At 70.1% G+C, this 21,447-nt stretch carries 19 protein-coding genes; 5 read left to right on the top strand and 14 right to left on the bottom strand.

Annotated features, from left to right (window positions below; genetic code table 11):
- Positions 1 to 236: 236 nt before the first annotated feature.
- From lpdA to AIIKEEIJ_RS14310, 3 genes are all read left to right on the top strand, one after another.
- Complete coding sequence (gene lpdA / locus AIIKEEIJ_RS14300) at positions 237 to 1,640, top strand: dihydrolipoyl dehydrogenase (protein ID WP_029545277.1); 1,404 nt, start codon at positions 237 to 239, stop codon at positions 1,638 to 1,640.
- A gap of 150 nt (positions 1,641 to 1,790) precedes the next feature.
- A complete protein-coding gene (locus AIIKEEIJ_RS14305; RefSeq protein ID WP_161995931.1) occupies positions 1,791 to 2,888 on the top strand; it encodes a 2Fe-2S iron-sulfur cluster-binding protein in 1,098 nt (365 codons plus the stop codon).
- A gap of 16 nt (positions 2,889 to 2,904) precedes the next feature.
- Positions 2,905 to 4,314, top strand: coding sequence for a fatty acid desaturase (locus tag AIIKEEIJ_RS14310; protein WP_161995932.1), 1,410 nt, complete (start codon positions 2,905 to 2,907; stop codon positions 4,312 to 4,314).
- A gap of 9 nt (positions 4,315 to 4,323) precedes the next feature.
- Here the strand turns inward: AIIKEEIJ_RS14310 and AIIKEEIJ_RS14315 are convergent, their stop codons facing one another.
- Positions 4,324 to 4,704: a winged helix-turn-helix transcriptional regulator gene (locus tag AIIKEEIJ_RS14315; RefSeq protein WP_029545273.1), complete on the bottom strand. Its 381-nt coding sequence runs from the start codon at positions 4,702 to 4,704 to the stop codon at positions 4,324 to 4,326.
- 115 nt (positions 4,705 to 4,819) lie between these two features.
- Between AIIKEEIJ_RS14315 and AIIKEEIJ_RS14320 the strand changes: the two genes are divergently transcribed.
- Together AIIKEEIJ_RS14320 and AIIKEEIJ_RS14325 are read left to right on the top strand one after the other, a co-directional pair.
- On the top strand, positions 4,820 to 5,668 hold the full coding sequence (locus tag AIIKEEIJ_RS14320; RefSeq protein ID WP_050035653.1) for an SDR family oxidoreductase: 849 nt from the start codon (positions 4,820 to 4,822) through the stop codon (positions 5,666 to 5,668).
- A gap of 159 nt (positions 5,669 to 5,827) precedes the next feature.
- A complete protein-coding gene (locus AIIKEEIJ_RS14325) occupies positions 5,828 to 6,721 on the top strand; it encodes a hypothetical protein (RefSeq protein ID WP_161995933.1) in 894 nt (297 codons plus the stop codon).
- Positions 6,722 to 6,774: 53 nt separating this feature from the next.
- Here the strand turns inward: AIIKEEIJ_RS14325 and atzF are convergent, their stop codons facing one another.
- The 13 genes from atzF to AIIKEEIJ_RS14385 all read right to left on the bottom strand — a co-directional run.
- Positions 6,775 to 8,502, bottom strand: coding sequence for an allophanate hydrolase (atzF, locus tag AIIKEEIJ_RS14330; RefSeq protein WP_161995934.1), 1,728 nt, complete (start codon positions 8,500 to 8,502; stop codon positions 6,775 to 6,777).
- On the bottom strand, positions 8,499 to 12,104 hold the full coding sequence (uca, locus tag AIIKEEIJ_RS14335; RefSeq protein ID WP_161995935.1) for an urea carboxylase: 3,606 nt from the start codon (positions 12,102 to 12,104) through the stop codon (positions 8,499 to 8,501). The genes atzF and uca overlap by 4 nt, the downstream gene beginning before the upstream one ends.
- Before the next feature lie 53 nt (positions 12,105 to 12,157).
- Positions 12,158 to 12,853, bottom strand: a complete 696-nt coding sequence (locus AIIKEEIJ_RS14340; protein WP_029545262.1) for a GntR family transcriptional regulator — start codon at positions 12,851 to 12,853, stop codon at positions 12,158 to 12,160.
- Positions 12,854 to 12,923: 70 nt separating this feature from the next.
- Positions 12,924 to 13,454, bottom strand: coding sequence for a carboxymuconolactone decarboxylase family protein (locus AIIKEEIJ_RS14345; RefSeq protein ID WP_006932956.1), 531 nt, complete (start codon positions 13,452 to 13,454; stop codon positions 12,924 to 12,926).
- Positions 13,455 to 13,459: 5 nt separating this feature from the next.
- Positions 13,460 to 14,149 carry a GntR family transcriptional regulator gene (locus AIIKEEIJ_RS14350; protein ID WP_006932958.1) on the bottom strand — a complete coding sequence of 230 codons (690 nt, stop codon included), beginning with the start codon at positions 14,147 to 14,149 and terminating at the stop codon, positions 13,460 to 13,462.
- On the bottom strand, positions 14,149 to 14,841 hold the full coding sequence (urtE, locus tag AIIKEEIJ_RS14355) for an urea ABC transporter ATP-binding subunit UrtE (RefSeq protein WP_006932959.1): 693 nt from the start codon (positions 14,839 to 14,841) through the stop codon (positions 14,149 to 14,151). The genes AIIKEEIJ_RS14350 and urtE overlap by 1 nt, the downstream gene beginning before the upstream one ends.
- Before the next feature lies 1 nt (position 14,842).
- Positions 14,843 to 15,625, bottom strand: coding sequence for an urea ABC transporter ATP-binding protein UrtD (gene urtD, locus AIIKEEIJ_RS14360; RefSeq protein WP_006932961.1), 783 nt, complete (start codon positions 15,623 to 15,625; stop codon positions 14,843 to 14,845).
- Positions 15,622 to 16,740: an urea ABC transporter permease subunit UrtC gene (gene urtC / locus AIIKEEIJ_RS14365; protein WP_006932963.1), complete on the bottom strand. Its 1,119-nt coding sequence runs from the start codon at positions 16,738 to 16,740 to the stop codon at positions 15,622 to 15,624. Before urtC ends, urtD begins: the two co-directional genes overlap by 4 nt.
- Positions 16,740 to 17,624 (bottom strand): urea ABC transporter permease subunit UrtB, encoded by an 885-nt coding sequence (urtB, locus tag AIIKEEIJ_RS14370; protein ID WP_006932965.1) that lies wholly within the window; start codon positions 17,622 to 17,624, stop codon positions 16,740 to 16,742. The genes urtC and urtB overlap by 1 nt, the downstream gene beginning before the upstream one ends.
- Positions 17,625 to 17,661: 37 nt before the next feature.
- Positions 17,662 to 18,930, bottom strand: coding sequence for an urea ABC transporter substrate-binding protein (gene urtA / locus AIIKEEIJ_RS14375; protein WP_006932975.1), 1,269 nt, complete (start codon positions 18,928 to 18,930; stop codon positions 17,662 to 17,664).
- 262 nt (positions 18,931 to 19,192) lie between these two features.
- Entirely contained in the window at positions 19,193 to 19,750 is a 558-nt protein-coding gene (locus AIIKEEIJ_RS34025; protein ID WP_338020954.1) for a hypothetical protein, read from the bottom strand.
- Positions 19,723 to 20,085, bottom strand: coding sequence for a hypothetical protein (locus AIIKEEIJ_RS34030; protein WP_338020955.1), 363 nt, complete (start codon positions 20,083 to 20,085; stop codon positions 19,723 to 19,725). Before AIIKEEIJ_RS34030 ends, AIIKEEIJ_RS34025 begins: the two co-directional genes overlap by 28 nt.
- 197 nt (positions 20,086 to 20,282) lie before the next feature.
- Positions 20,283 to 21,447 (bottom strand): short-chain fatty acyl-CoA regulator family protein (locus AIIKEEIJ_RS14385; protein ID WP_161995936.1); only part of this gene is annotated, 1,165 nt, incomplete at its 5' end.

The following is a 21,447-nucleotide window of genomic DNA, read 5'->3' on the forward strand; positions in this document are numbered from 1 at the left end:
ATGTTCGTCGCGGCAGCGTCCCCCCTCGCCCGCGGCAGCGTCCCCCCTCGCCCGCGTCAGCGTCCCCCCTCGCCCGCGGCAGCGTCCCCCCTCGCCCGCGGCAGCGTCCCCTCGGCCTCGGTGATCACCCGCTCGACGCCGTGCGCCTGCCCGATTCGTGCCTCATGTCGGGGCTACCGGCAAGTAACCGGACCATCCGCAGACACGCCGGAGCGGCAGGTCTACCCTGTTTGTTCGTGACCTCACACTATGACGTCGTTGTCCTCGGAGCCGGTCCCGGTGGGTACGTCGCTGCTATCCGCGCGGCACAGCTGGGACTGAGTACCGCCATCATCGAGAAGAAGTACTGGGGTGGTGTCTGCCTGAACGTGGGCTGCATTCCCTCCAAGGCGCTTCTCCGCAATGCCGAACTGGCGCATCTCTTCACGAAAGAGGCCAAGACGTTCGGCATGTCCGGGGACGTGTCCTTCGACTTCGGCGCCGCCGTGGACCGCAGCCGCAAGGTCGCGGACGGCCGCGTCAAGGGCGTGCACTTCCTGATGAAGAAGAACAAGATCACCGAATACGACGGTGCGGGTTCCTTCGTCGATGCCAACACCATCTCCGTCGAGCTCAACAAGGGCGGGACCGAGACGGTGACCTTCGACAACGCGATCATCGCGACCGGTTCGGTCACCAAGCTGCTGCCCGGCACCGAGCTGAGCAAGAACGTGGTCACCTACGAGGAGCAGATCCTCACCCGTGAGCTGCCGGGCTCGATTCTCATCGTCGGTGCCGGCGCCATCGGTATGGAGTTCGGCTACGTGCTGGCCAACTACGGCGTGGACGTCACCATCGTCGAGTTCCTCGACCGTGCGCTGCCCAACGAGGACGCCGACATCTCCAAGGAGATCGCGAAGGCGTACAAGAAGCTCGGCGTGAAGATCATGACCGGTGCCGCGGTGCAGTCCATCGACGACGACGGCAACAAGGTGACCGTCGCGATCAAGGACAACAAGTCCGGCAACGTCGAGTCCGTCGTCGTCGACAAGGTCATGCAGTCGGTCGGGTTCGCCCCGCGCGTGGAGGGCTTCGGCCTCGAGAACACCGGTGTCGCCCTCACCGACCGCGGCGCCATCGCCATCGACGACGTGATGCGCACGAACGTGCCGCACATCTACGCCATCGGTGACGTCACCGCCAAGCTCATGCTGGCGCACGTCGCCGAGGCGATGGGCGTGGTCGCGGCCGAGACCATCGGCGGCGCCGAGACCCTCACCTTCGACGACTACCGGATGATGCCGCGCGCGACGTTCTGCCAGCCGCAGGTCGCCAGCTTCGGCCTGACCGAGGAGCAGGCGCGCGACGAGGGTTACGACGTCAAGGTCGCGACCTTCCCCTTCACCGCGAACGGCAAGGCCCACGGCCTCGGCGACCCCAACGGCTTCGTCAAGCTGATCGCCGACAACAAGCACGGGGAACTGCTCGGCGGCCACCTGATCGGCCCCGACGTCTCCGAACTTCTGCCCGAGCTGACCCTCGCGCAGAAGTGGGACCTGACGGTCAACGAACTGGCCCGCAACGTCCACACCCACCCGACGCTGAGCGAGGCGCTGCAGGAGGCCATCCACGGCCTCGCAGGGCACATGATCAACTTCTGATCCCAGCGCGTCGAAGATCCTCCGCACGGGCAGATCCCCGTTCGGATGTACCGGCCTCAGCCCGTGGCGACCGAAACGTCGCCGCGGGCTGTCGTCGTCTTCGGAGACGAAACCTGATTCGATACCCGTGACGCGGGGTACCTTCCCCCCATGGCGGAACGCGGCGCGCGACCCGAGGTACATCCGATTCGCAGGATGATGTTGCGTGCCGTGCGCCACCTGTTCACCCCCCTTCGTCCCGACGACTACCTCGAGATGATCAATCCCCTGTGGACCACCAGGGAGCTGCGGGGCCGGGTCGAGCGGGTGGTGCCCGAAGGTTCCCGTGCGGCGTCCGTGCTGATCCGTCCCGCGTACGAGTGGCGGGGGCACCGTCCCGGCCAGTACGTGCGGCTGGGGGTGATCATCGACGGCGTCTACCACTGGCGCGCCTATTCGCTGACCTCCGATCCCGACCCCGAGGACGGGCTGATCAGCGTCACCCCGAAGGTCGTCGAGTCCGGCGTGGTCTCGCCGCACCTGGTGCGCCGGATCCGGCCCGGCGACGTGGTGCGGCTCGGCGAGGTCGAGGGTGTGTTCACCCTGCCCGATCCGCTGCCGGGGAAGATGCTGTTCGTCAGTGCCGGTAGCGGTATCACGCCGATCATGAGCATGCTGCGCAGCCTGGACCACCGCGACGCCCTCGACGACGTCGTCCTGGTGCACTCGGCCCGTACCGCCGACGAGGTCATCTTCGCGCCCGTGCTGCATGACCTCGATGCGCGTCGTCCCGGGTTCCGCCTGGTGCTGCGGCTCACCGCGGAGCAGGGCCGCATGACGCCGGCCGATCTGGACGAGCTGTGCCCCGACTGGCGGGAGCGGGAGGCGTTCTGCTCCGGACCCGGCGAGATGCTCGATGCGTTCGTCGAGCACTGGAACGAGCACGGTGATCCGAAAAAACTCCACATGGAGCGTTTCCAGCCGATCATCGGCGGGAATGCGGGGTCGGGTGAGGGCGGCACGGTTCACTTCCTCGACAGCGAGGCCGACGTCGAATGCGACGGCGGCACGCCGATCCTGGTGGCGGGCGAGAAGGCCGGCCTGCAGCTTCCGTACGGATGCCGGATCGGAATCTGCCATACCTGCGTGGGCACCCTGCGGTCGGGCAGGGTGCGGGACCTGCGCACGGACGAGGTCGCCGAACCCGTCGGCGCCGCGGTCCGCACATGCATCCACACCGCCGAAGGCGACATCGAAATCGAGCTGTGAACGAAAGGAACGCGAGATGACGACGGAGATCGAAAGTCCGCTCGCGCATCTGAGCGAGGAAACGCTCGAGGCGTTGGCGAAGGAGTTCGACGCCATCCACGACCGGGTCTACGCCGACCTGGGGGAGCGCGACCGCCGCTACATCAAGACGGTGATCGCGACGCAGCGACAGCTCGCCGTCGCCGGCCGTGCCCTGCTGCTCGGGTCGGCGTCCAAGCCGGCGTGGGTCGCGGGCACCGCATGCCTCGGCATGGCCAAGATCCTCGAGAACATGGAGATCGGCCACAACGTCATGCACGGGCAGTGGGACTGGATGAACGATCCGGACATCCACTCGTCGGTGTGGGACTGGGACACCGCGTCGACCGCGGCGGGCTGGAAACACTCGCACAACTACATTCACCACACCTTCACCAACATCCGCGGCAAGGACAAGGATCTCGGGTACGAGATCATGCGGATCGACCCGCACCAGAAGTGGCATCCGGTCTACCTTGCGCAGCCGTTCTACAACGTGCTGCTCATGGCGTTCTTCGAGTGGGGCGTGGCGCTGCACGACCTGGATCTCGATGCGCTGTGGGCGGGGGAGAAGACCCCGGCGCAGGTGCTCGGCGAACTGAAGGGCATCGCAGGCAAGGCGCGGCGGCAATTCGTCAAGGACTACGTGGGCTGGCCCCTGGTCTCCGCCGGCGCGTTCGCCGCCGTGCAGCTGCTGTCGGGCGGCCGGATTCCGCAGCCGGCCAACTCCCGGATCGGGCGCCGGCTGCGCGGACTCGGCCGCCTCGGGGGTGGCCGCGCGGCCGGCCGCCGGGCCGACCTCGTCGCCGACGTGCTCGACAAGGTCCTGCCGGGCGTGGAGAAGACGTTCCTCGCCACCCTGGCGGCGGACTTCACCGCCAACATCATCCGCAACGTGTGGTCGCACGCGATCATCTTCTGCGGCCACTTCCCGGACCAGACGTACACCTTCAGCCGGAAGGAGGTCGAGAACGAGAGCCGCGGCGGATGGTACGTCCGCCAGCTGGTCGGTGCGGCCAACATCGAGGGCAGTCCGCTGTTCCACGTGATCAGCGGGAACCTCGGCTACCAGGTCGAACACCACCTCTACCCCGACATGCCGAGCACCCGGTACTCCGAGGTAGCGCCCGAGGTGAAGGACATCTGCGAGCGGTACGGACTGCCGTACAACACCGGGCCCCTGTCCAGGCAGTGGGGCACCGTGCACCGGACGATCCTGCGCCTCGCGTTCCCCGGCGGCAAGCCGCGGCCGAAGCCCGGTCCGTATCGCAGCGCGGACGATCCGTCGTCACGGAAGCCGGCGACGAGCGAGGCCGCCCGGTTCCGCAGCCGACTGCCCGCGGACCATCCCGCAGCAGGCCCGGAGCACGAGCACGGTGGTGTGGAGGTCGAACCGCCGCCGCGCTGACGATCGTTGCTACGGCCGATGGGTTCGGTCGTACTCTGCTTGTGCCGCAAGCACTTCCGGCATGCTCGACTCGAGTACCCCGATGAGGGCGCGCAGGTGCTCGGCGACCTGCGCGCCGAGCGGCGTGAGGCTGTACTCGACCTTGGGCGGAATGGTCGTTTCCACCCGCCGGTGGACGAGGCCGTCGCGCTCGAGCTGCTGCAGCGTCTGGGACAGCATGCGCTCGCTCACCCCGTCGACGTGGCGGCGCAGTTCACCGAACCGGTGCGGGCCCTCGCCCAGGGCGGCCAGGGCGAGCACGCCCCAGCGGCCGGTCGCGTTCTGCAGGACCTGCCGGGACGTGCACGCGCGGGCGAACACGTTCGCTTCGAGTGCGGGATCCGTCGTCACGCCCCCCAGCGTACATGTGCGAACACTTCGTGGCGTACTTACTTGATGGGTTGCACTTACGATTAGTAAGTGGTTTGATGGCGGTGTTCCCGACTTCCGTTCTCGAGGAGATCTCATGACCATCGCCGTCACCGGTGCCACCGGCCACCTCGGCCACCACGTCGTCACCGCCCTGCTCGACCGCGGTGCCGAGCCGTCCGACGTCGTCGCGATCGTCCGCGACGCCGCGAAGGCTGCCGACCTCGCCGCCCGGGGCGTGCAGGTGCGCGTCGCCGACTACGGCGACCGGGACGCACTCGTCGCCGCCCTGGCCGGCGTCGACAAGCTCCTGCTGATCTCCGGAAGCGAGGTCGGCCGGCGGATTGCGCAGCACACCAACGTCATCGAGGCCGCGAAGGCCGCAGGGGCCGGCCTCGTAGCCTACACCAGCGTCCTCGACGCGCAGCGCAGCCCCCTGGCCCTGGCCGCCGAGCACAAGACCACCGAGGACCTGCTCGCCGCCTCCGGCCTGGACGTCGTGCTGCTGCGCAACGGCTGGTACTGGGAGAACTATGCCGCCGCTGTCGACACGGCGAAGGCGACCGGCGCCCTGTTCGGCGCCGCCGGCACCGGCCGCGTCGCCGGTGCCGCCCGCAAGGACTACGCGGAGGCCGCCGCCGCCGTGCTGCTCGCCGACGACCAGGCCGGCCGGATCTACGAGCTCGGCGGCGACGAGCGCCTCACCTACGTGGAACTCGCCGACGTCCTGTCCGGGATCGTCGGCGCGCCCGTCGCCTACAAGGACCTGCCCCGGGACGAGTACACGAAGGTCCTCGAGAGCGCCGGGGTGCCCGCTCCGATGGCCGCTATCCTCGCGGACTCCGACGCGGGCATCGCCGTCGGCGCCCTCGACACCGACAGCGGCGACCTGCAGCGACTCATCGGACGCCCGAGCACGCCGGTGGCCACGGCGCTGAGCCGGTAATCCACGCGGCGAACCGGAATCCGCCCACGACACAGCATGGGCAGATTCCGGCGCCGCGAGCGGATCCAGGTTGTCCACAGGCGGCCGCTTCATCCCCAGATGTGCCGGTGCGTCCCGATCTGCGCCGGCTCGACTCGGCGCATGCGCCACGCTCGGTCCATGACCGATCCCACAGCCCTGACCAGACGGGATCTGCTGGCGCAGGGTGTCACCGACGACCGGCTCCGCGCCGCGCTGCGGACAGGCGACCTCGTCGCGCTGAAACGGGGCGTGTATCTGCGGCGGGCGGACGACGGCCCGCTCGACGACACCGGCCGGCACCGGATCCTGGCACGGCACGTCGGCTCGGGTCTCCGCCCGGGGGATGCGCTCAGCCACGTGTCCGCCGCCGTCCTGCTGGGCCTGGACGTGTGGAACGCGGATCTGCGCCGCGTACACGTCTCGCGGACGTCCGCGAGTGGGCGCAGGGTCACGTACCTCCACGTCCATGCAACCGACTGGTGCGACGGCGATGTCGTCACGCTCGACGGTGTCCGCGTCACCTCGGTGGCGCGCACCATCGTCGACCTCGGCCGGTCGCTGCCACTCGAGGAGGCGGTCGTCGCCGGGGACTCCGGACTGCGTGCCGATGCGTCCGCCCGCGACCGGTTGCCCGCAGTTCTCGCCGCGGCCCGTCACCGCACCGGGGTGTCCCGGGCCGCCGCCGTCGTGGACCTGCTCGACGGACGGAGCGAGAGCGTCGGGGAGTCGGTGTCGCGCCTGCGCATGGCGCGATTCGGCCTGCCGGTACCTGCCCTGCAACACGAGGTCGTGGCTCGGGACGGGCGCCGGTACCGCGTCGACTTCTTCTGGGAATCGCAGGGCGTCGTCGGCGAATTCGACGGTGCCGGGAAGTACGCCGACCGCCGCGACCTCGTCGCCGAGAAGCACCGCGAGGACGCTCTGCGTGACCTCGGCTTCGAGGTCGTGCGGTGGACATGGGCCGACCTGGATCGGTTCGAGGTCGTCGCCCGGAGGTTCGCCCGGGCCGTCGCTCGAAGATCCACGCGCTGAACCGGAATCCGCCCACGACACAGCCTGAGCGGATTCCGGTTCAGCGCGGGAATTCAGCGAGTCCGGTAGGCCACCCAGCCGCCGAACTCGGTGATGTCGACGGCGTCCGCCGCGGCGTCGTGCGTGCAACCGAATCCGACGACCCACCGCCCGTCCGAGAGTTCGACGCTGGTCAGCGTCATCGGCGCGGGCAGCGCGGCCAGGAACCGGCCCAGGCCGGCCTCCGAGACCCGGAACACCTCGCCGGCGATCGGCGCGCCCCGGCCGGCGCCGTGGCGGACGAGACCGGGCTTCGGGGGAGTGGTGTTCAGCGCCGTCAGGCGGTACGCGTCGGACGTGTGGACCTCCTCGACGAACCGGGCACCGATCTCCTCGAGCTGGAAGTGCAACGGCTGGTCGCGCAGGTGCGCCCCGAACACCGCCAGCTCGACCCCGCCGGAGGCGAATCCCGGCGCGGCGACGCCCGTCAACCGCGCCGCGAGGTCCACGGCGACCTGGTCGGCGAAGGCCGGCACCACGACCATCACCCCGAAGGGATGGCCCTCGGCGGTCGGTGCACCCGGTACCGCGACCGCGGCCATGTCGAGCAGATTGCAGAAGTTCGTGAATGTGCCCATCCGCCGGTTGATCCCGATCGGGTCGGACTGTACCGCCGCGATCGTGGGATGCTCGGTGGTGGTGGGCAGCAGCAGTCCGGCGAATCCGTCGAGGAGGTCCGCCGCGAACGCCTTGGCCTGGGTCAGGGTGTCGAGATCGGCCACCAGTTCGTGCGCCGCGGGGCGCTCCGCGGCCGCGACGATCGCCGCGACCGTCGGATCCGCCCCGGCGGGGTTCGTCGCCAGGAACTCTCCGACGGCCGCGTACCGCTGCGCGACGACGGCACCGTCGTAGAGCAGTGTCGCCGCGTCCAGCAGCGGCGAGACGTCGACCTCGGTCACGTCGAGTCCCGCCGCACGCCCTGCGGCGACGGTGCGCGCGAACGCCTCTCGATACTCGTCGCACAACTCGACGAGGTCCTCCGCGCGCGGCACCGCCACACGCGGCGTGGACGGCGCGGCGAACGGCACGTCCGACGGCCACCTCCGGGAGCGCGGGTCGCGCGGTTCCGGCCCGGCCATCACCTTCGCCGCCGTCACGGCCAGGTCGAGCGACGTGGCGAACACGGTGAGGCAGTCGTAGTCCACGCACGCCGGCACCACGCCGTGGGCCGGGATCACGCCGAGCGTGGCCTTGATGCCCACCAGTCCCTGCAGCGCGGCCGGGACCCGGCCGGATCCCGCGGTGTCCGTGCCGATCCCGATGTCCGCGATGCCCAGCGCGACCGCGGTCGCCGAGCCCGAACTCGATCCGCCCGATACGCGTTCGGGATCCCAGGAACAGCGCACCGCCCCGTACGGGCTGCGGGTGCCGACGAGTCCGGTGGCGAACTGGTCGAGGTTGGTCTTGCCCAGGATCACCGCACCGGCAGCGACGAGGCGCGCGACGCCCGACGCGGTGTCCGTGGGGGTGTAGGCGAACTCGGGGCAGCCGGCCGTGGTGGGTAGTCCGGCGACGTCCACGTTGTCCTTCACCGCCACGAGCAGACCCGCGAGCGGCAGGTCCTCGCCCGCCGCGACGCGCGCGTCCACGGCGTCGGCGTCGGCGAGCACATCCGCGGCCGGCCGCAGCGCGATCCACACCTCGGGCCGGTCCACCTCGCCGAGGCGGCGCAGCGCCGCCTCCGCCCGGGCCCTGCTCGACGACGGCGCAGCCGAAAGTCCATTTTCCACAACGATGCTCATGCTGCTCCGATCACGAGAAGGGGGGTGCCGGGGGCGACTTTCGCGCCCGGCCCGACGAGGACCTTCAGGACGGTCCCCTCGACGGCTGCCGGCACGGGCATTTCCAGCTTCATGGCCTCGAGGATGACGGCGGTGTCGTCGGCGGCGACCCGTTCGCCCTCTGCCACCTCGACCCGCCACACGTTGCCGACCATGGGGGCCTCGACGACGACCGATCCCGCCGGCATCCCGGCGAGCGGGTCGACGGGCTCGACCACCTCGATCGGCGCCGGCTCGGTGCGGTCGAACTCACCGGCCGCGTGCCACGCCTGCTTCTCGGTTTCGAACGCCGCGGACTGACGCTCGTGGAACGCGTCGATGGACTCGGCGTTCTCCGCCAGGAACCGCAGGTGGTCGGCGAGGGCGAACGTGCCCTCGGAGACCTCGGCGTCGAACCGGCCCGCCAGGGACGCGGCGCGGTACTCGAGCAGCTGCTCCGGGCTCACCGGTTCCCACACGATCCGGTCGAAGAAGCGGAACAGCCACGGCTTGCCGTCCTCGAACGGGCCGGCCTGCCGGTACCCCGACCAGATCGGCACCGTCCGCCCGATCAGCTGGTAGCCGCCGGGGGACTCCATGCCGTAGACGCACAGGTACTTCCCGCCGATGCCCACGGCGTCCGACGGGGTCCACGTGCGCGCCGGGTTGTACTTCGTCGTCACGAGCCGGTGCCGGGGATCGAGCGGAACGGCCAGGGGCGCACCGAGATACACGTCGCCGAGGCCGAGGACGAGGTACTCGGCGTCGAACACCGTGTCGCGGACCTGCTCGACCGAGTCGAGTCCGTTGATGCGCCGGATGAACTCGGTGTTCGACGGCAGCCACGGCGCCGAGTCGCGCACACCGCTGTGGTAGCGGGAGATCGCCTCGGAGATCGACGGGTCGTCGAACGAGAGCGGCAGCCGGACGGTGCGGCTGGGCACCACCAGATCGTGGGTGGCCGGCAGTTCCGTCTCGAGGTCCTGCAGGGTCCCGAGCAGCCGGTGCTGGGGCAGCACCTCCGGGTCGAAGTGCACGTGCAGCGACCGCACCCCCGGCGTGACGTCGACGATCCCCGGCAGGCGCACGGCCGCGAGCGCCTCGGACAGGGCGTGCACCCGCATCCGCAACCCCAGGTCGAGCACCATGTCGCCGTACTCGACGAGGATGTTGTCGTCGCCGCCGCGCAGGTACACCACCTCGGGACGGTCCAGGAACGCCGGGGTACCGGCCAGCCGGCCGCCGTCGAGGGTGGCGGGCCGCGCCACGGGCGGGACGTCGCGGGCGCGGGCCGCCGCGCCGCGCAGCTCGACCGCCGCCTCGTCGGTCACGGGAACGAACCGCACCGAATCCCCGGGCCGGATCTGCCCCATCTTCCAGCGGTGACCGGAGACGACCGTGAGCGGGCACGCGAACCCGCCCAGGCTCGGGCCGTCCGGACCGAGCAGGATCGGGGTGTCGCCGGAGACGTTGAGTGCGCCCACCGAGTAGGGGTTGTCGTGCAGGTTCGACGGGTGCAGCCCGGCCTCGCCGCCGTCCGTCCGCGACCAGGTGGGCTTGGGGCCGTCCAGGCGGATGCCGGTGCGGTTCGCGTGGGACTGCACCGTCCACGTGGTGTCGTAGAACTGGGCCAGGTCGTCCTCGGTGAAGTAGGCCGGGGCGGGCTGCGGACCCTCGGTGACGGCGAGATGCCACGTGTGGGTGAACTCCGGGCGACGGTCCACGGGTACGGGTGCCGGGCCGGCAGGGGCGGGCGACTCCGCCACGCCGAGCACATCACCCGTGGCCACGGCTCTACCGGTGACGCCGCCGAAGCCGCCGAGGGTGAACGTGGCGGCGCTGCCGTGGTAGAGCGGGGCGTCGAGCCCGCCCCGCACCGCGACGTAGGTGCGCAGGCCCTGCTCGGCCGGGGCGCCGACGTCGAGCACGCCGCCGGCCGGCACCTCCACGGGCTCCCACATCGGCACGGGCACCCCGTCCACGGTGGCGACGACCGGGGCGCCGGTGACGCACACGAGCGTCGGGTCGGAGAACTTCAGGCGCGGGCCCTGCAGCGTGCATTCCAGCGCCGGTGCCCCCTCCGGGTTGCCGACGGCGCCGTTGGCCGCGCGCATCGACAGGTCGTCCATCGGGCCCGACGGCGGAATGCCGACCTCCCACAGGCCGATCCGGCCGGGAAAGTCCTGCACCGTGGTCATGGTGCCCGCGCGCAGCACGTCGATGCGGTGGCCCGTCGCCCGAATGTCCCGCAGCGTCGCGGTGGTGTGTGCGGCCTCGAGCACCGGCTCGGCGGTGCAGATGCGCCGCAGCTGTGGCAGGTTCGTCTGCACGCCGTACAGGTGGGTGTCGTCGAGCGCCTCGGCGAGCGCCGCGAACGCGGTGCGCCGGGACTCGCCGCGCACGATGATCTTGGCGAGCATCGGATCGTAGAACGAGCTCACCTCCGTGCCGGTGTCCACCCACGTCTCGACGCGGGTGTGGGCCGGGAACTCCACGGCGGTGAGCAGTCCGGCGCTGGGCCGGTAGTCGTGCCCCGGGTCCTCCGCGTACACGCGCGCCTCCACGGCGTGACCGGTGATCCGCGGTCCGCCGTCGGGCAGCGCGTCGAGCATCTCGGTCTCGCCCCGGCCCAGCCGCAGCATCCACTCGACCAGGTCCACACCGGTGACCTCCTCGGTGACCGGGTGCTCGACCTGCAGGCGGGTGTTCATCTCGAGGAACGACGCCTCGCCGCGTTCGACGTCGTAGACGAATTCGACGGTCCCGGCGGAGCGGTAGCTCACCGACGAGGCGAGCCGGCGCGACGCCGCGAGCAGTTCCTCGACGACCGCGTCGGGCAGGTTCGGGGCGGGCGCCTCCTCGACGACCTTCTGGTTGCGACGCTGCAGCGAGCAGTCGCGCGTGCCGAGGCTGATCGTGCGGCCGCAGCCGTCGCCGAACACCTGCACCTCGATGTGGCGGGCGTGGGCGACGAACCGTTCGAGGAACACGCCCGACGAGGAGAAGTTCGCGGACGCGAGGCGCTGCACCCGCTCGTACGCGTCCCGCAGCTCGTCGGGGGTGTGACAGGCCTGCATGCCGATGCCGCCCCCGCCGCCGACGGCCTTGAGCATCACGGGGTATCCGACGGTTTCGGCCGCGGCGACGGCGGCGTCGACGGACGCGAGCAGGCCGCTGCCCTCGACGAGCGGGACGCCGACGGCGCGCGCCGCCTCGCGAGCGGTGTGCTTGTCGCCGAAGACCCGCAGCTGCTCGGGCGTGGGCCCGATGAACGCGATGCCGGCCGCCTCGCAGGCGGCCGCGAATTCCGCGTTCTCCGAGAGGAACCCGTACCCGGGGTGGACCGCGCCGGCACCGGTCGCGAGGGCGGCCTCGATCACCAGATTCGCCCGCAGGTACGACTCCGCGGCCGGGGCGGGACCGAGGCGCACGGCCATGTCCGCCATTTCGACGTGGGCGGCGGACGCGTCCGCATCCGAGTACACGGCGACGGTCTTCAGCCCCAGTGTGTGCGCCGAACGCATGATCCGGCAGGCGATCTCGCCACGGTTGGCGACGAGCAGGGTGTCGAAAGCGAACGTCACGACAGGCTCCTTCGGTGACGGGGAAGAGGAAGGTATGGGGGCGGAACCGGATGTCAGCGCGCGAACGACATCGCGGTGACGGCGCGGGTCACCCGGTCGAGCACCACCGCGAGGGATTCACCGATGTGCCGGTGCAGCAACCGGTGGGCACGCTCGAGCTCGTCGCCGAGCACGGCGTCGACGATGGCGAGGTGCTCGGCGATCGACGTCTCGATCCGGCTGTTGACCATGAAGTCGTACATCCGCACGTGCCGGATCCGGGAGTTGACCGACTCGAGCGAGCCCGCCAGTTCCGCGTTGCCCGATGCGGCGAGCAGTGCGACGTGGAACTCCTCGTCGAGCACCACGAAGCCCGGTTCCTGCTGCGGCGGGTCGGCGGACAGGCGCAACCACCGTTCGCGTTCGGCGGTGAGGGCGGCGCGGTCGTGCCGCACATCGGGATTGTCGATCGCCCGCGCAATGCCCTGCAGTTCCAGGGTGATCCGCAGCTCGTAGAGGTCGCGGATGCGGGGGATGCTCGGCGGCACCGGCGAGAATCCGTACTCCTCGCGGCGCAGCAGGCCGTCCGCGCACAGCATCGCGAGGGCTTCCCGGACCGGGGTGCGGGAGATGCCGAAGCGCGCGGACAGTTTCGGCTCGGTCAGCCGCTCACCGACCGGGATCGAGCCGTTCATCAGCTCGGTGCGCAGTTCCCGGTACACCCGCGTCCGGAGCGGTTGCGCCGTGGCTGTATCCGTACGTGTCGACATAGCTGTATACGCTATGGACGTCGTGTTTCGCCGAGATTGCCCGCGGTAAAGCGGCGGTTAGGAAGAACTCTCAGAAGTCCCGCTCGATGCGCAGCACGCCGATGGTGGTGGCAAGTCCGTCGTATTGCGCTACCAGCAGGCAGAATTCGACCATCCGCCGGTCGTCGAGGTGAGCGGCCAGCGCCTTCCACGTCCCGTCGGCGAGGTCCCTGGTGGTGACCAGCTCGTCGACGGCCGCGAGCATCGCCCGGTGCCGCGGGCTCCAGCCGGGGGCCCCGGGCCCGTCGAGGATGCGCTGCAGGATCTCCGGCGTGATCCCGGCGCGGCGGCCGAGCCGGGTGTGGTGGTCCAGCTCGTAGCCGCACTCGCGCAGGTGCGCCACGCGGAGGATGACCAGTTCGGATTCGAACCGGGGCAACCGCCCGAACGGCATGAGCTTCCCGGAGTAGTGCAGCCAGCCGCGGAACAGGCCACCGGTGCGGCCCAGGGTGCTGAACAGCTGCGCGTCCTTCGTGCCGGCCACCGTCGAGAGCACGCGCCAGGCCGCCCAGTTGAGCGGGCCGAGCTCCCTGAACCGTCCGGGCCGGATGCGAGGTGACATGCCGGTCAGTCTCGCACGGCGCGCGCCAATCGGGCCATCGTCCGGGCCTGCTCGGCGCGCTGCACCACCACCGCCCGGGACGTGTCGATGTGGGCGAGGAGCTGGGCGTGGGCGTCCTCGAGGCGGCCCGCGAGCACCGACTCCGCCACGCAGATGTGCTCGTCGACGGTCGCCGTGATCCGGTCGTGCGTCAGGTAGTCGAACATGCGCACGGGCCGCACCTTCGCGTTCACGGTGGCCAGCGCGTCGCACAGGGCCGGATTGCCGGCGGAGGCCAGCAACGCCAGGTGGAACTGTTCGTCGAGGCCGACGAAGCCCGCATCCGGCTCGGGCAGGTCACGGCGCAGCGCATACCACCGGTCGAGCTCGGCGCCGAGCACGTGGGGATCGTGCCGGATCGACGGATCGGCCAGCGCGCGACGGATCCCGCGCAGCTCCAACGTGGTCCGCAGCTCGTACAGATCGGCGAGGTCGTCGAAGCGCGGCCGGTAGGGGAACAGGCCCTGCTCGCGCCGCTCGACCAGCCCGTCGGACACCAGCCGCGCCAGCGCCTCCCGCACCGGCGTGCGGGAGACCCCGTACTGCTCGGCGAGGCGTTCCTCGCCGAGCCGTGCGTCCGGCGGCAGGACGCCCGTCATCAGGTCCGAACGCAGCGCCCGGTAGACCCGGTCGCGCCGCGTGCCACCGGTGCTCATCAGATCGCCATGGCCGCGCGGACGGTGCCGGCGGCATCCGTGCCGCCGTCGCCGGTGGCGGTGATGCGACCGGATTCGAGGACGTAGTACCGCTGGGCGGCGTGCAGGGCGAAGCCGATGTGCTGCTCGACGAGCAGCACCCCGAGGTCGCCGCGCCGGCTGAGTTCGACGACGGTGTTCTCGATCTCGGCGACGACCGACGGTTGGATGCCCTCGGTGGGTTCGTCGAGGATGAGCATGCGGGGCTCGGTGATCAGGGCGCGGGCGATCGCCAGCTGCTGGCGCTGGCCGCCGGAGAGCAGGCCGGCGCGTCGGTCCAGCAGCGGCACGAGGGCGGGGAACAGGTCGAGCATCTCGGCGACGAGCTGCTTGCCGCGTCTGCGCCCGTCGGCGACGACCTGCAGGTTCTCGGCGCAGGTGAGCTGGCCGAAGGATTGTTGTCCCTGGGGGACGTAGGCCAGGCCGCGGGCGACGCGCGCGGACGGCCGCAGCGCGGTGACGTCCTCGCCGTCGAACACGATCCGGCCGAAGGTGGTGGGCAGCAGGCCGACCGCGGCGCGCAGCAGGGTGGTCTTGCCGGCCCCGTTGTGGCCCATGACGGCGACGACCCCGTCGGCGGGGACGGTGAGGGTGGCCCCGTGGATGATCTCGGTGCGGCCGTAGCCGGTGCGCACGTCGACGAGCTCGAGCATGTCAGGCCTCCTGCGCGGCGGTCGCGGTGCCCAGGTAGACCTCCTGGACCTGGGGGTTGTTCTGCACCTCTTCGACGGTGCCGTCGGCGATGACCCGGCCCCGGGCCAGGACGGTGACGGAGGTGGCGAAGGCGCGCATGAAGTCCATGTCGTGTTCGACGACGACGACGGTGCGCTGCGCCCCGATCCGGCGCAGCAGCTGGCCGGTCTCCTCGCGTTCGTCGTGGCTCATCCCGGCGACCGGCTCGTCGAGCAGCAGCACGTCGGAGTTCTGCACGAGCAGCATGCCGATCTCGAGCCACTGCTTCTGCCCGTGCGCGAGGATGCCGGCGGGCACGTCGCGCAGGTCGGTCAGGCCGATCGTCTCGAGGGCTTCCTCGATCTGCGGCAGCACCGTCGTGCGGCGGCGCAGCAGCGACCACGGGGAGCGGCCGGAGCCGGCGGCGATGTCGAGGTTCTGCAGCACGGTGAGTTGTTCGAACACCGACGCGGTCTGGAAGGTGCGGCCCACACCGAGGCGGGCGATCTTGTGCACCTTCTTGCCGAGCAGTTCGATGCCGGACTTGGTGACCGACCCGGTGGCCGGCACCAGGCCGGTGACGGCGTCGACGAGGGTGGTCTTGCCGGCGCCGTTGGGGCCGATGAGGAAGCGCAGGTCGCCCTGCAACAGGGTCAGGTCCACCCCGTCGACGGCGGTGAAGCCGTCGAAGCTGACCCGCAGGTCGCGGATCTCGAGGTACTCGCTGGACATGCCGGCGTTGCCGCCGTAGTGGGGTTCGGTCATCTCACCGGCTCCATCGTCGTGGTCGGTTCGGGAATCGGCTGTGCCGGGCCGGTGCGGGTGCGTCGCCGGCGCAACGTCGCCAGCCCGGCCAGGCCGGCGGGGAAGAACCCGATGACGACGATGAACAGCAGGCCCTGGGCGTAGGTCCACGCGGAGGGGAAGTTCTCCGAAAGGGCGGTCTGGGCCCACGCGACGCCGATGGCGCCGAGGACCGGGCCGAGCAGGGTCGTGCGTCCGCCGATGGCGACGCCGATGAGGAATGCGATGGAGGGGACGATGCCGACATCGGCGGGGGAGATGATGCCGACGATGGGCACGAACAGCGCCCCGGCGATGCCGGCGAAGAAGGCCGCCGCGGCGTAGGCGACGACCTTGACGTTGGCGGGGTCGTAGCCGAGGAAGCGGACCCGCTCCTCCTGGTCGCGCACGGCCACGAGCAGCTCCCCGTAGCGGGAGAACATCAGCTGCCGGGTGAGCGCGACGACGGCGAGCAGGACGCCCGCGGCGACGAAGAACAGCATCCGCTTGTTGGCCGGGTCGGCGAGGGACAGGCCGAAGAAGCTGCGGAAGCGGTTGAGCCCGTTCGATCCTCCGATCGACTGCTGGCCGATCAGCAGGATCGCGAAGGCGGCGGTCAGGGCCTGGGACAGGATCGCGAAGTACGCGCCCTTGACGCGGCGTTTGAACACGCCGAGCCCGAGCAGCACCGCCACCAGGGCGGGCAGCACCAGGATCGCGACGATCGTCACCAGCGGAGAGGCGAACGGCGCCCAGTAGCCGGGCAATTCGCGGATGCCGGCGATCTGCATGAAGTCCGGGACGGTGTCGCCGCGCAGCCCGGCGTCGGCGATCTTCAGGTGCATCGCCATGAGGTAGGCACCGAGGCCGAAGAAGACGCCCTGGCCGAGGGTGAGCATGCCGCCGCGGCCCCACGCGAGACCGATGCCGACGGCGACGATCGCGAAGCACAGGAACTTTGCGAGCAGGTTCAGGCGGAAGTCCGACAGCACGGCCGGGGCGAGGGCGAACAGAACGAGTGCGGCGAGGGCGAACCCGGCCCACGTGCGGGCCGGTCCGGGTCGGGTGAGCGCCGGCAGACGTGTCGGGGCAGGCATCAGACCAGGCTCCTTGTCTTGACCGCGAACAGGCCCTGCGGCCGGACCTGCAGGAAGATCACGATGAGCACGAAGACGATCACCTTCGCGATCGATGCGGTGGTGGAGTATTCGATGAACGAGTTGAGCAGGCCGAGCGCGACGGCCGCGATGACGGCGCCCTCGATCCGTCCGAGGCCGCCGATGACGACCACCAGGAACGCGTCGATCAGGTAGGACTGGCCGATGGTGGGACTCGTGGAGCCGATCAGGGTCAGCGCCACTCCGGCCAGGCCGGCCAGGCCGGAGCCGAGGAAGAAGGTGGTGATGTCGGTGCGCCGCGACGAGATGCCCACGGTCTCGGCGAGATCGCGGTTCTGCACGACGGCCCGGATGCGCCGGCCCATCGGGGTGAACTTCATCGCCGCGATCAGGATCACCACACACACCACGGCCAGCGCGAGGATGAACAGCCGGGTCCTGGGCACCACCGCCCCGAGGATCTCCACGCCACCGGAGAGCCACTGCGGCGCAACCACGTTGACGGCGGGTGCGCCGAAGATGTCGCGGGCGGCCTGTTGCAGCAGCAGGCCCACGCCGAAGGTCACCAGCAGGGTGTCGAGCGGGCGGTGGTACATACGGCGGATGAGGGTGACCTCGAGCAGCACCCCCATCACGCCGCCGACCAGGAAACCGACGAGCAGCGACACCAGCAGGGACACCCCGGCGGCCGAGACCACCTGCTGCACCACGTACGCGGTGTAGGAGCCGGCCATGATGAACTCGCCGTGGGCCATGTTGATCACGCCCATCTGCCCGAACGTCAGCGACAGGCCCAGCGCCGCCAGCAGCAGGATCGAACCGATGCTCAGGCCCGTGAACAACTGTCCTACAACGACATCCATGTCGCCTCCCTTCTCGTCGGCTTCCCGGTCACGGTGGTCAGCTGCCGGACAGGCCGGCGGCCCAGTCGTAGCTCTCGAGGTACGGGTCCGGCTCGATCGCCCCGTTCGACTCCCACACCGTGTAGATCAGTCCGTCGCCCCGGATCTCGCCGATGCGAGCCGTCTTGGTGATGTGGTGGTTGTCCCCGTCGATCGTGACGGTGCCCTCCGGTGCGTCGAACGAGACGCCGTCGGCCGCGGCCTGCACGTCGGCGACGGCGAACGAGTCCGCCTTCTCGACGGTGTTCTTCCACAGGTACACCGACGCGTACGCGGCCTCCATCGGGTCGGAGGTGGGTTTGTTCGCACCGTACTTCGCCTTGTACGCGTCGACGAACGCCGTGTTCTCGGGGCCGTCCACGGTCTGGTAGTAGTTCCAGGCGGTGAGCTGGCCGGTGATGTTCTGCGCGCCGATTCCGACCACTTCCTCCTCGGCGATCGACACCGAGATCACCGGCATGTCGGCGGCGGTGAGGCCGACGTTGGAGTACTCGCGGAAGAAGGCGACGTTCGAGTCGCCGTTGAGGGTGTTGAACACCGCGTCCGCGTCGGCGGTGCGGACCTTGTTGACGATCGTGGAGAAGTCGGTGGACCCGAGCGGGGTGTAGTCCTCACCCTTGATCTCGATGCCGTTGGCCTCGGCGTACGCGCGGATGATGCGATTCGCGGTCTGCGGGAAGACGTAGTCGCTGCCGACGAGGTAGAGGGACTTGACGCCCTTCTCCTTCAGGTAGTCCAGCGCCGGCACGATCTGCTGGTTGGTGGTCGCGCCGGTGTAGAAGATGTTCGGCGACGACTCGAGGCCCTCGTACTGCACGGGGTAGTACAGCAGCGCGTTGTTGTCCTCGAACACCGGCAGCATCGCCTTGCGGCTCGACGACGTCCACCCACCGAACACCGCGGCCACACAGTCGGAGCTGATCAGCTTCTCGGCCTTCTCGGCGAACACCGTCGGCTCCGACGCGCCGTCCTCGGCCACGATCCGGATCTGCTTGCCGAGAACGCCGCCGTTCGCATTGATCTCCTCGACGGCCAGTGCGATCGAGTCACGCACCGTGACCTCGGAGATCGCCATGGTGCCGGACAGCGAGTTCAGCGAACCGACCTTGATCGTGTCGCCGGAGGTGTCGACGCACGAGGCGGACCCGGCAGCGTCGGTACTGTCGGTGGCCTTGCTGCCGCAGGCGCTGAGCACGAGGCCGACGGCGGCCAGCGCGGCCGGCGCGGCGACGGCGCGCTTGGCGAACTTGGACGTGGCAACTGGCATGGAGGTGCCCTTCTTCGAAGGTGGGAGCCGGACGGGGCCCGGTGTATCCGGGCTGCGTATACAGCGCTGTATCCGTGGACCGAAGAGTAGGCGGCCGGTGTTGCATGGGAATGTCCTGCGGTGACGAGTTCGTGACCCGTGTTACGGCTCGATTTCCGAACGCGCACACGCCGAGGTCCGGATGTATCCGCGCCTCCGCAGGACAGCGGCGCGCTCCTTTCATCGCGCGGCTGTCCTGCCGCCGTGCGGGTTTCCGGACGACCTACCGCCAGCGACGACGGGCGGCGGCGTCGATTCGCGCGCGAACGTCGTCGAAGTGGAAGAGTTCCGACCACGTCCAGCGCACCACTTCGTATCCCTGTGCCCGGATCGCGTCTTCACGAAGCTTCTCGCGACGCACCGTCTCGGCGCTTGCGCCGGGGTCCGCAGACCGGTACTTGCCCATGCCGTCGAACTCGCCGACGACGCCGAACTCCTCCCGGAAGAAGTCGGTGCGCGCGACGAATGCGCCACCGGCTGTCCGTATCTCGAATTGCAGGACCGGGTCGGGCAGACCTGCCGCCCGAATGCGGAGGCGGCTGATCGACTCGCCCGGACTCCCACTTCGTCCGTCCAGGAATGCGCACATTCGTCGAGCCGCCGCAATTCCGGTTCGCGTGTCGGCTGCTGTCAAGGCGGCCGGGAGGGCGGGGTGGGCCGCAGGCCGCAGCCTCAGTGCAGAGTCGCCCAGCACCACTGCACGGTCGGCATCCAGGCAGCGTGCCGTGTCGACGATCGTGCGCGCCGCCGAGGTCACCCGTATCCCGTCCACGATCTCCACATCGCTTGGTGCGAAAGGTGTTGCGTGCACGTGTAGTTGGGAGGTGCGACGGCCACCGGAGGGTCGATTCCGGCTGACGTGGACCAGCGTGAGGTCCGGACGCCACAGAGCGAACCCGTGCACGACGGCGGCGGAGGTGTGCTCATCACGGCCTCGGGGCCGAGCTTGGCGGCGGCCGCGCGTACGCGCACCAGGTGCCGGCCGGCGTCGTCGAGGTCGGCTGCGATCTCCCTGGGCAGGTGGACGCCTGCGTCGAGACGCTCGAGGGCGCCGGTGCGCAGTGCTCGGCGGATCTCGTCCTCGGTGAGCCCGGAGCGGACAGCGTCGCGCCGCATGATCGGGTGTGGTCGGTCATGGCGAACACGGTGCCCCGACGGAGGGGCCCTTCGGCGTGAACTCCGCGCTCCGGACCGGATCTGGGGAGCGGTCGTCCGGTTGTGGAGAAGATCGATGACGCACTGCCGCGCCGTCTCACGACCATCCTGGCAATCAGCCGGGTTGGGCGCGCGGCTGTCCGGCCGTCGCGCGGGTGTCACTTGATGAGGTAGGGGGACACGGAGCTCTGGTGCTCGTTGATGACGAGCTCCTTCCCGAGGGGCGGGAACGCGCGCTGGGGGCAGTTCAGCCGCTCGCACACACGGCAGCCGGAGCCGATGGGGGTACCGGGGTTGCTGTCGTCGAGGTCGAGGCCGTCGGCGTAGACGAGGCGGTGCGCGTGGCGCAGCTCGCAGCCGAGGCCGATCGCGAACGTCTTCGACGGCTGTCCGTAGCGGGCGGCGCGGCGCTCGACCGTGCGGGCGACCCACAGGTAGCGACGCCCGTCGGGCATCTGCGCGAGCTGGGTCATGATCTTGCCCGGGTACGCGAAGGTCTCGTACACGTTCCACAGGGGACAGGTACCGCCGCTGGTGGAGAAGTGGAAGCCGGTGGCGGACTGGCGCTTGGACATGTTGCCCGCCCGGTCGACGCGGACGAACGAGAACGGCACGCCGCGCAGCTTCGGCCGCTGCAGGGTCGACATCCGGTGGGCGATGGTCTCGTAGCTGACGGCGTAGAAGGCGGAGAGCCGCTCGACGTCGTATCGGAAGTCCTCGGCCATCTCGTGGAACTGCGCGTAGGGCAGCATGATCGCCGCGGCGAAGTAGTTGGCGAGGCCGTGGCGGGCCAGGGCGAGGGAGGCCTCGCTGGTGAACGCGCCCTCGGCGACCAGCTTCTCGATCAGCTCCCCGCACTCGAGGTAGGCGAGCTCGGTGGCGAGCTTGAAGACCTGCTGGCCGCCCGACAGCCGCGCGGAGATCTCGAGGACGCGCGTGGTGGGGTCGAACCGGTGCAGGACGTTCTCGCCGAGGTCGACGCGACGGACGAGCTGTACGTCGTGCACCGTCTCCATGCGCTTGATGATGCCGCCGGAGATGTCGCCGCGGTGGAAGCGGATCCGGGTGGCGAGTTCCTCGGCGGCGGTGTCGAGATCGTGCAGGTAGTTCTGCCGCTGGTAGAAGTAGTCGCGGACCTCTTCGTGCGGCATGGTGATGGTGCCGCTGCCGCTGCCGTCGCTGTAGCGGTCCTCGGTGGCGGCGGCGAGCTGGGCGGTGGTGTTGCGGAACCGCCGGTGCATGTTGACCATGGCCCGCGCCAGCCCGGGGTGCGCCGACACCATCGCGGCGATCTCTTGGGCGTCGGCGTCGATGCCCATCTCC

The sequence above is a fragment of the Rhodococcus sp. YH1 genome (assembly GCF_009939605.1).
In the GTDB taxonomy this organism is placed as follows: Bacteria; Actinomycetota; Actinomycetes; order Mycobacteriales; family Mycobacteriaceae; genus Rhodococcus; species Rhodococcus aetherivorans.

Coding starts and splice junctions, on each gene's coding strand:
- urtE (WP_006932959.1), bottom strand. CDS start 14,841: ATGCTCGAGCTCGTCGACGTGCGCACCGGCTACGGCCGCACCGAGATC.
- AIIKEEIJ_RS14325 (WP_161995933.1), top strand. CDS start 5,828: ATGACCGATCCCACAGCCCTGACCAGACGGGATCTGCTGGCGCAGGGT.
- urtA (WP_006932975.1), bottom strand. CDS start 18,930: ATGCCAGTTGCCACGTCCAAGTTCGCCAAGCGCGCCGTCGCCGCGCCG.
- AIIKEEIJ_RS14345 (WP_006932956.1), bottom strand. CDS start 13,454: ATGTCACCTCGCATCCGGCCCGGACGGTTCAGGGAGCTCGGCCCGCTC.
- AIIKEEIJ_RS14340 (WP_029545262.1), bottom strand. CDS start 12,853: ATGTCGACACGTACGGATACAGCCACGGCGCAACCGCTCCGGACGCGG.
- AIIKEEIJ_RS14305 (WP_161995931.1), top strand. CDS start 1,791: ATGGCGGAACGCGGCGCGCGACCCGAGGTACATCCGATTCGCAGGATG.
- urtC (WP_006932963.1), bottom strand. CDS start 16,740: ATGCCTGCCCCGACACGTCTGCCGGCGCTCACCCGACCCGGACCGGCC.
- AIIKEEIJ_RS14320 (WP_050035653.1), top strand. CDS start 4,820: ATGACCATCGCCGTCACCGGTGCCACCGGCCACCTCGGCCACCACGTC.
- AIIKEEIJ_RS14310 (WP_161995932.1), top strand. CDS start 2,905: ATGACGACGGAGATCGAAAGTCCGCTCGCGCATCTGAGCGAGGAAACG.
- AIIKEEIJ_RS34030 (WP_338020955.1), bottom strand. CDS start 20,085: ATGCGGCGCGACGCTGTCCGCTCCGGGCTCACCGAGGACGAGATCCGC.
- AIIKEEIJ_RS14350 (WP_006932958.1), bottom strand. CDS start 14,149: ATGAGCACCGGTGGCACGCGGCGCGACCGGGTCTACCGGGCGCTGCGT.
- urtD (WP_006932961.1), bottom strand. CDS start 15,625: ATGACCGAACCCCACTACGGCGGCAACGCCGGCATGTCCAGCGAGTAC.
- urtB (WP_006932965.1), bottom strand. CDS start 17,624: ATGGATGTCGTTGTAGGACAGTTGTTCACGGGCCTGAGCATCGGTTCG.
- atzF (WP_161995934.1), bottom strand. CDS start 8,502: ATGAGCATCGTTGTGGAAAATGGACTTTCGGCTGCGCCGTCGTCGAGC.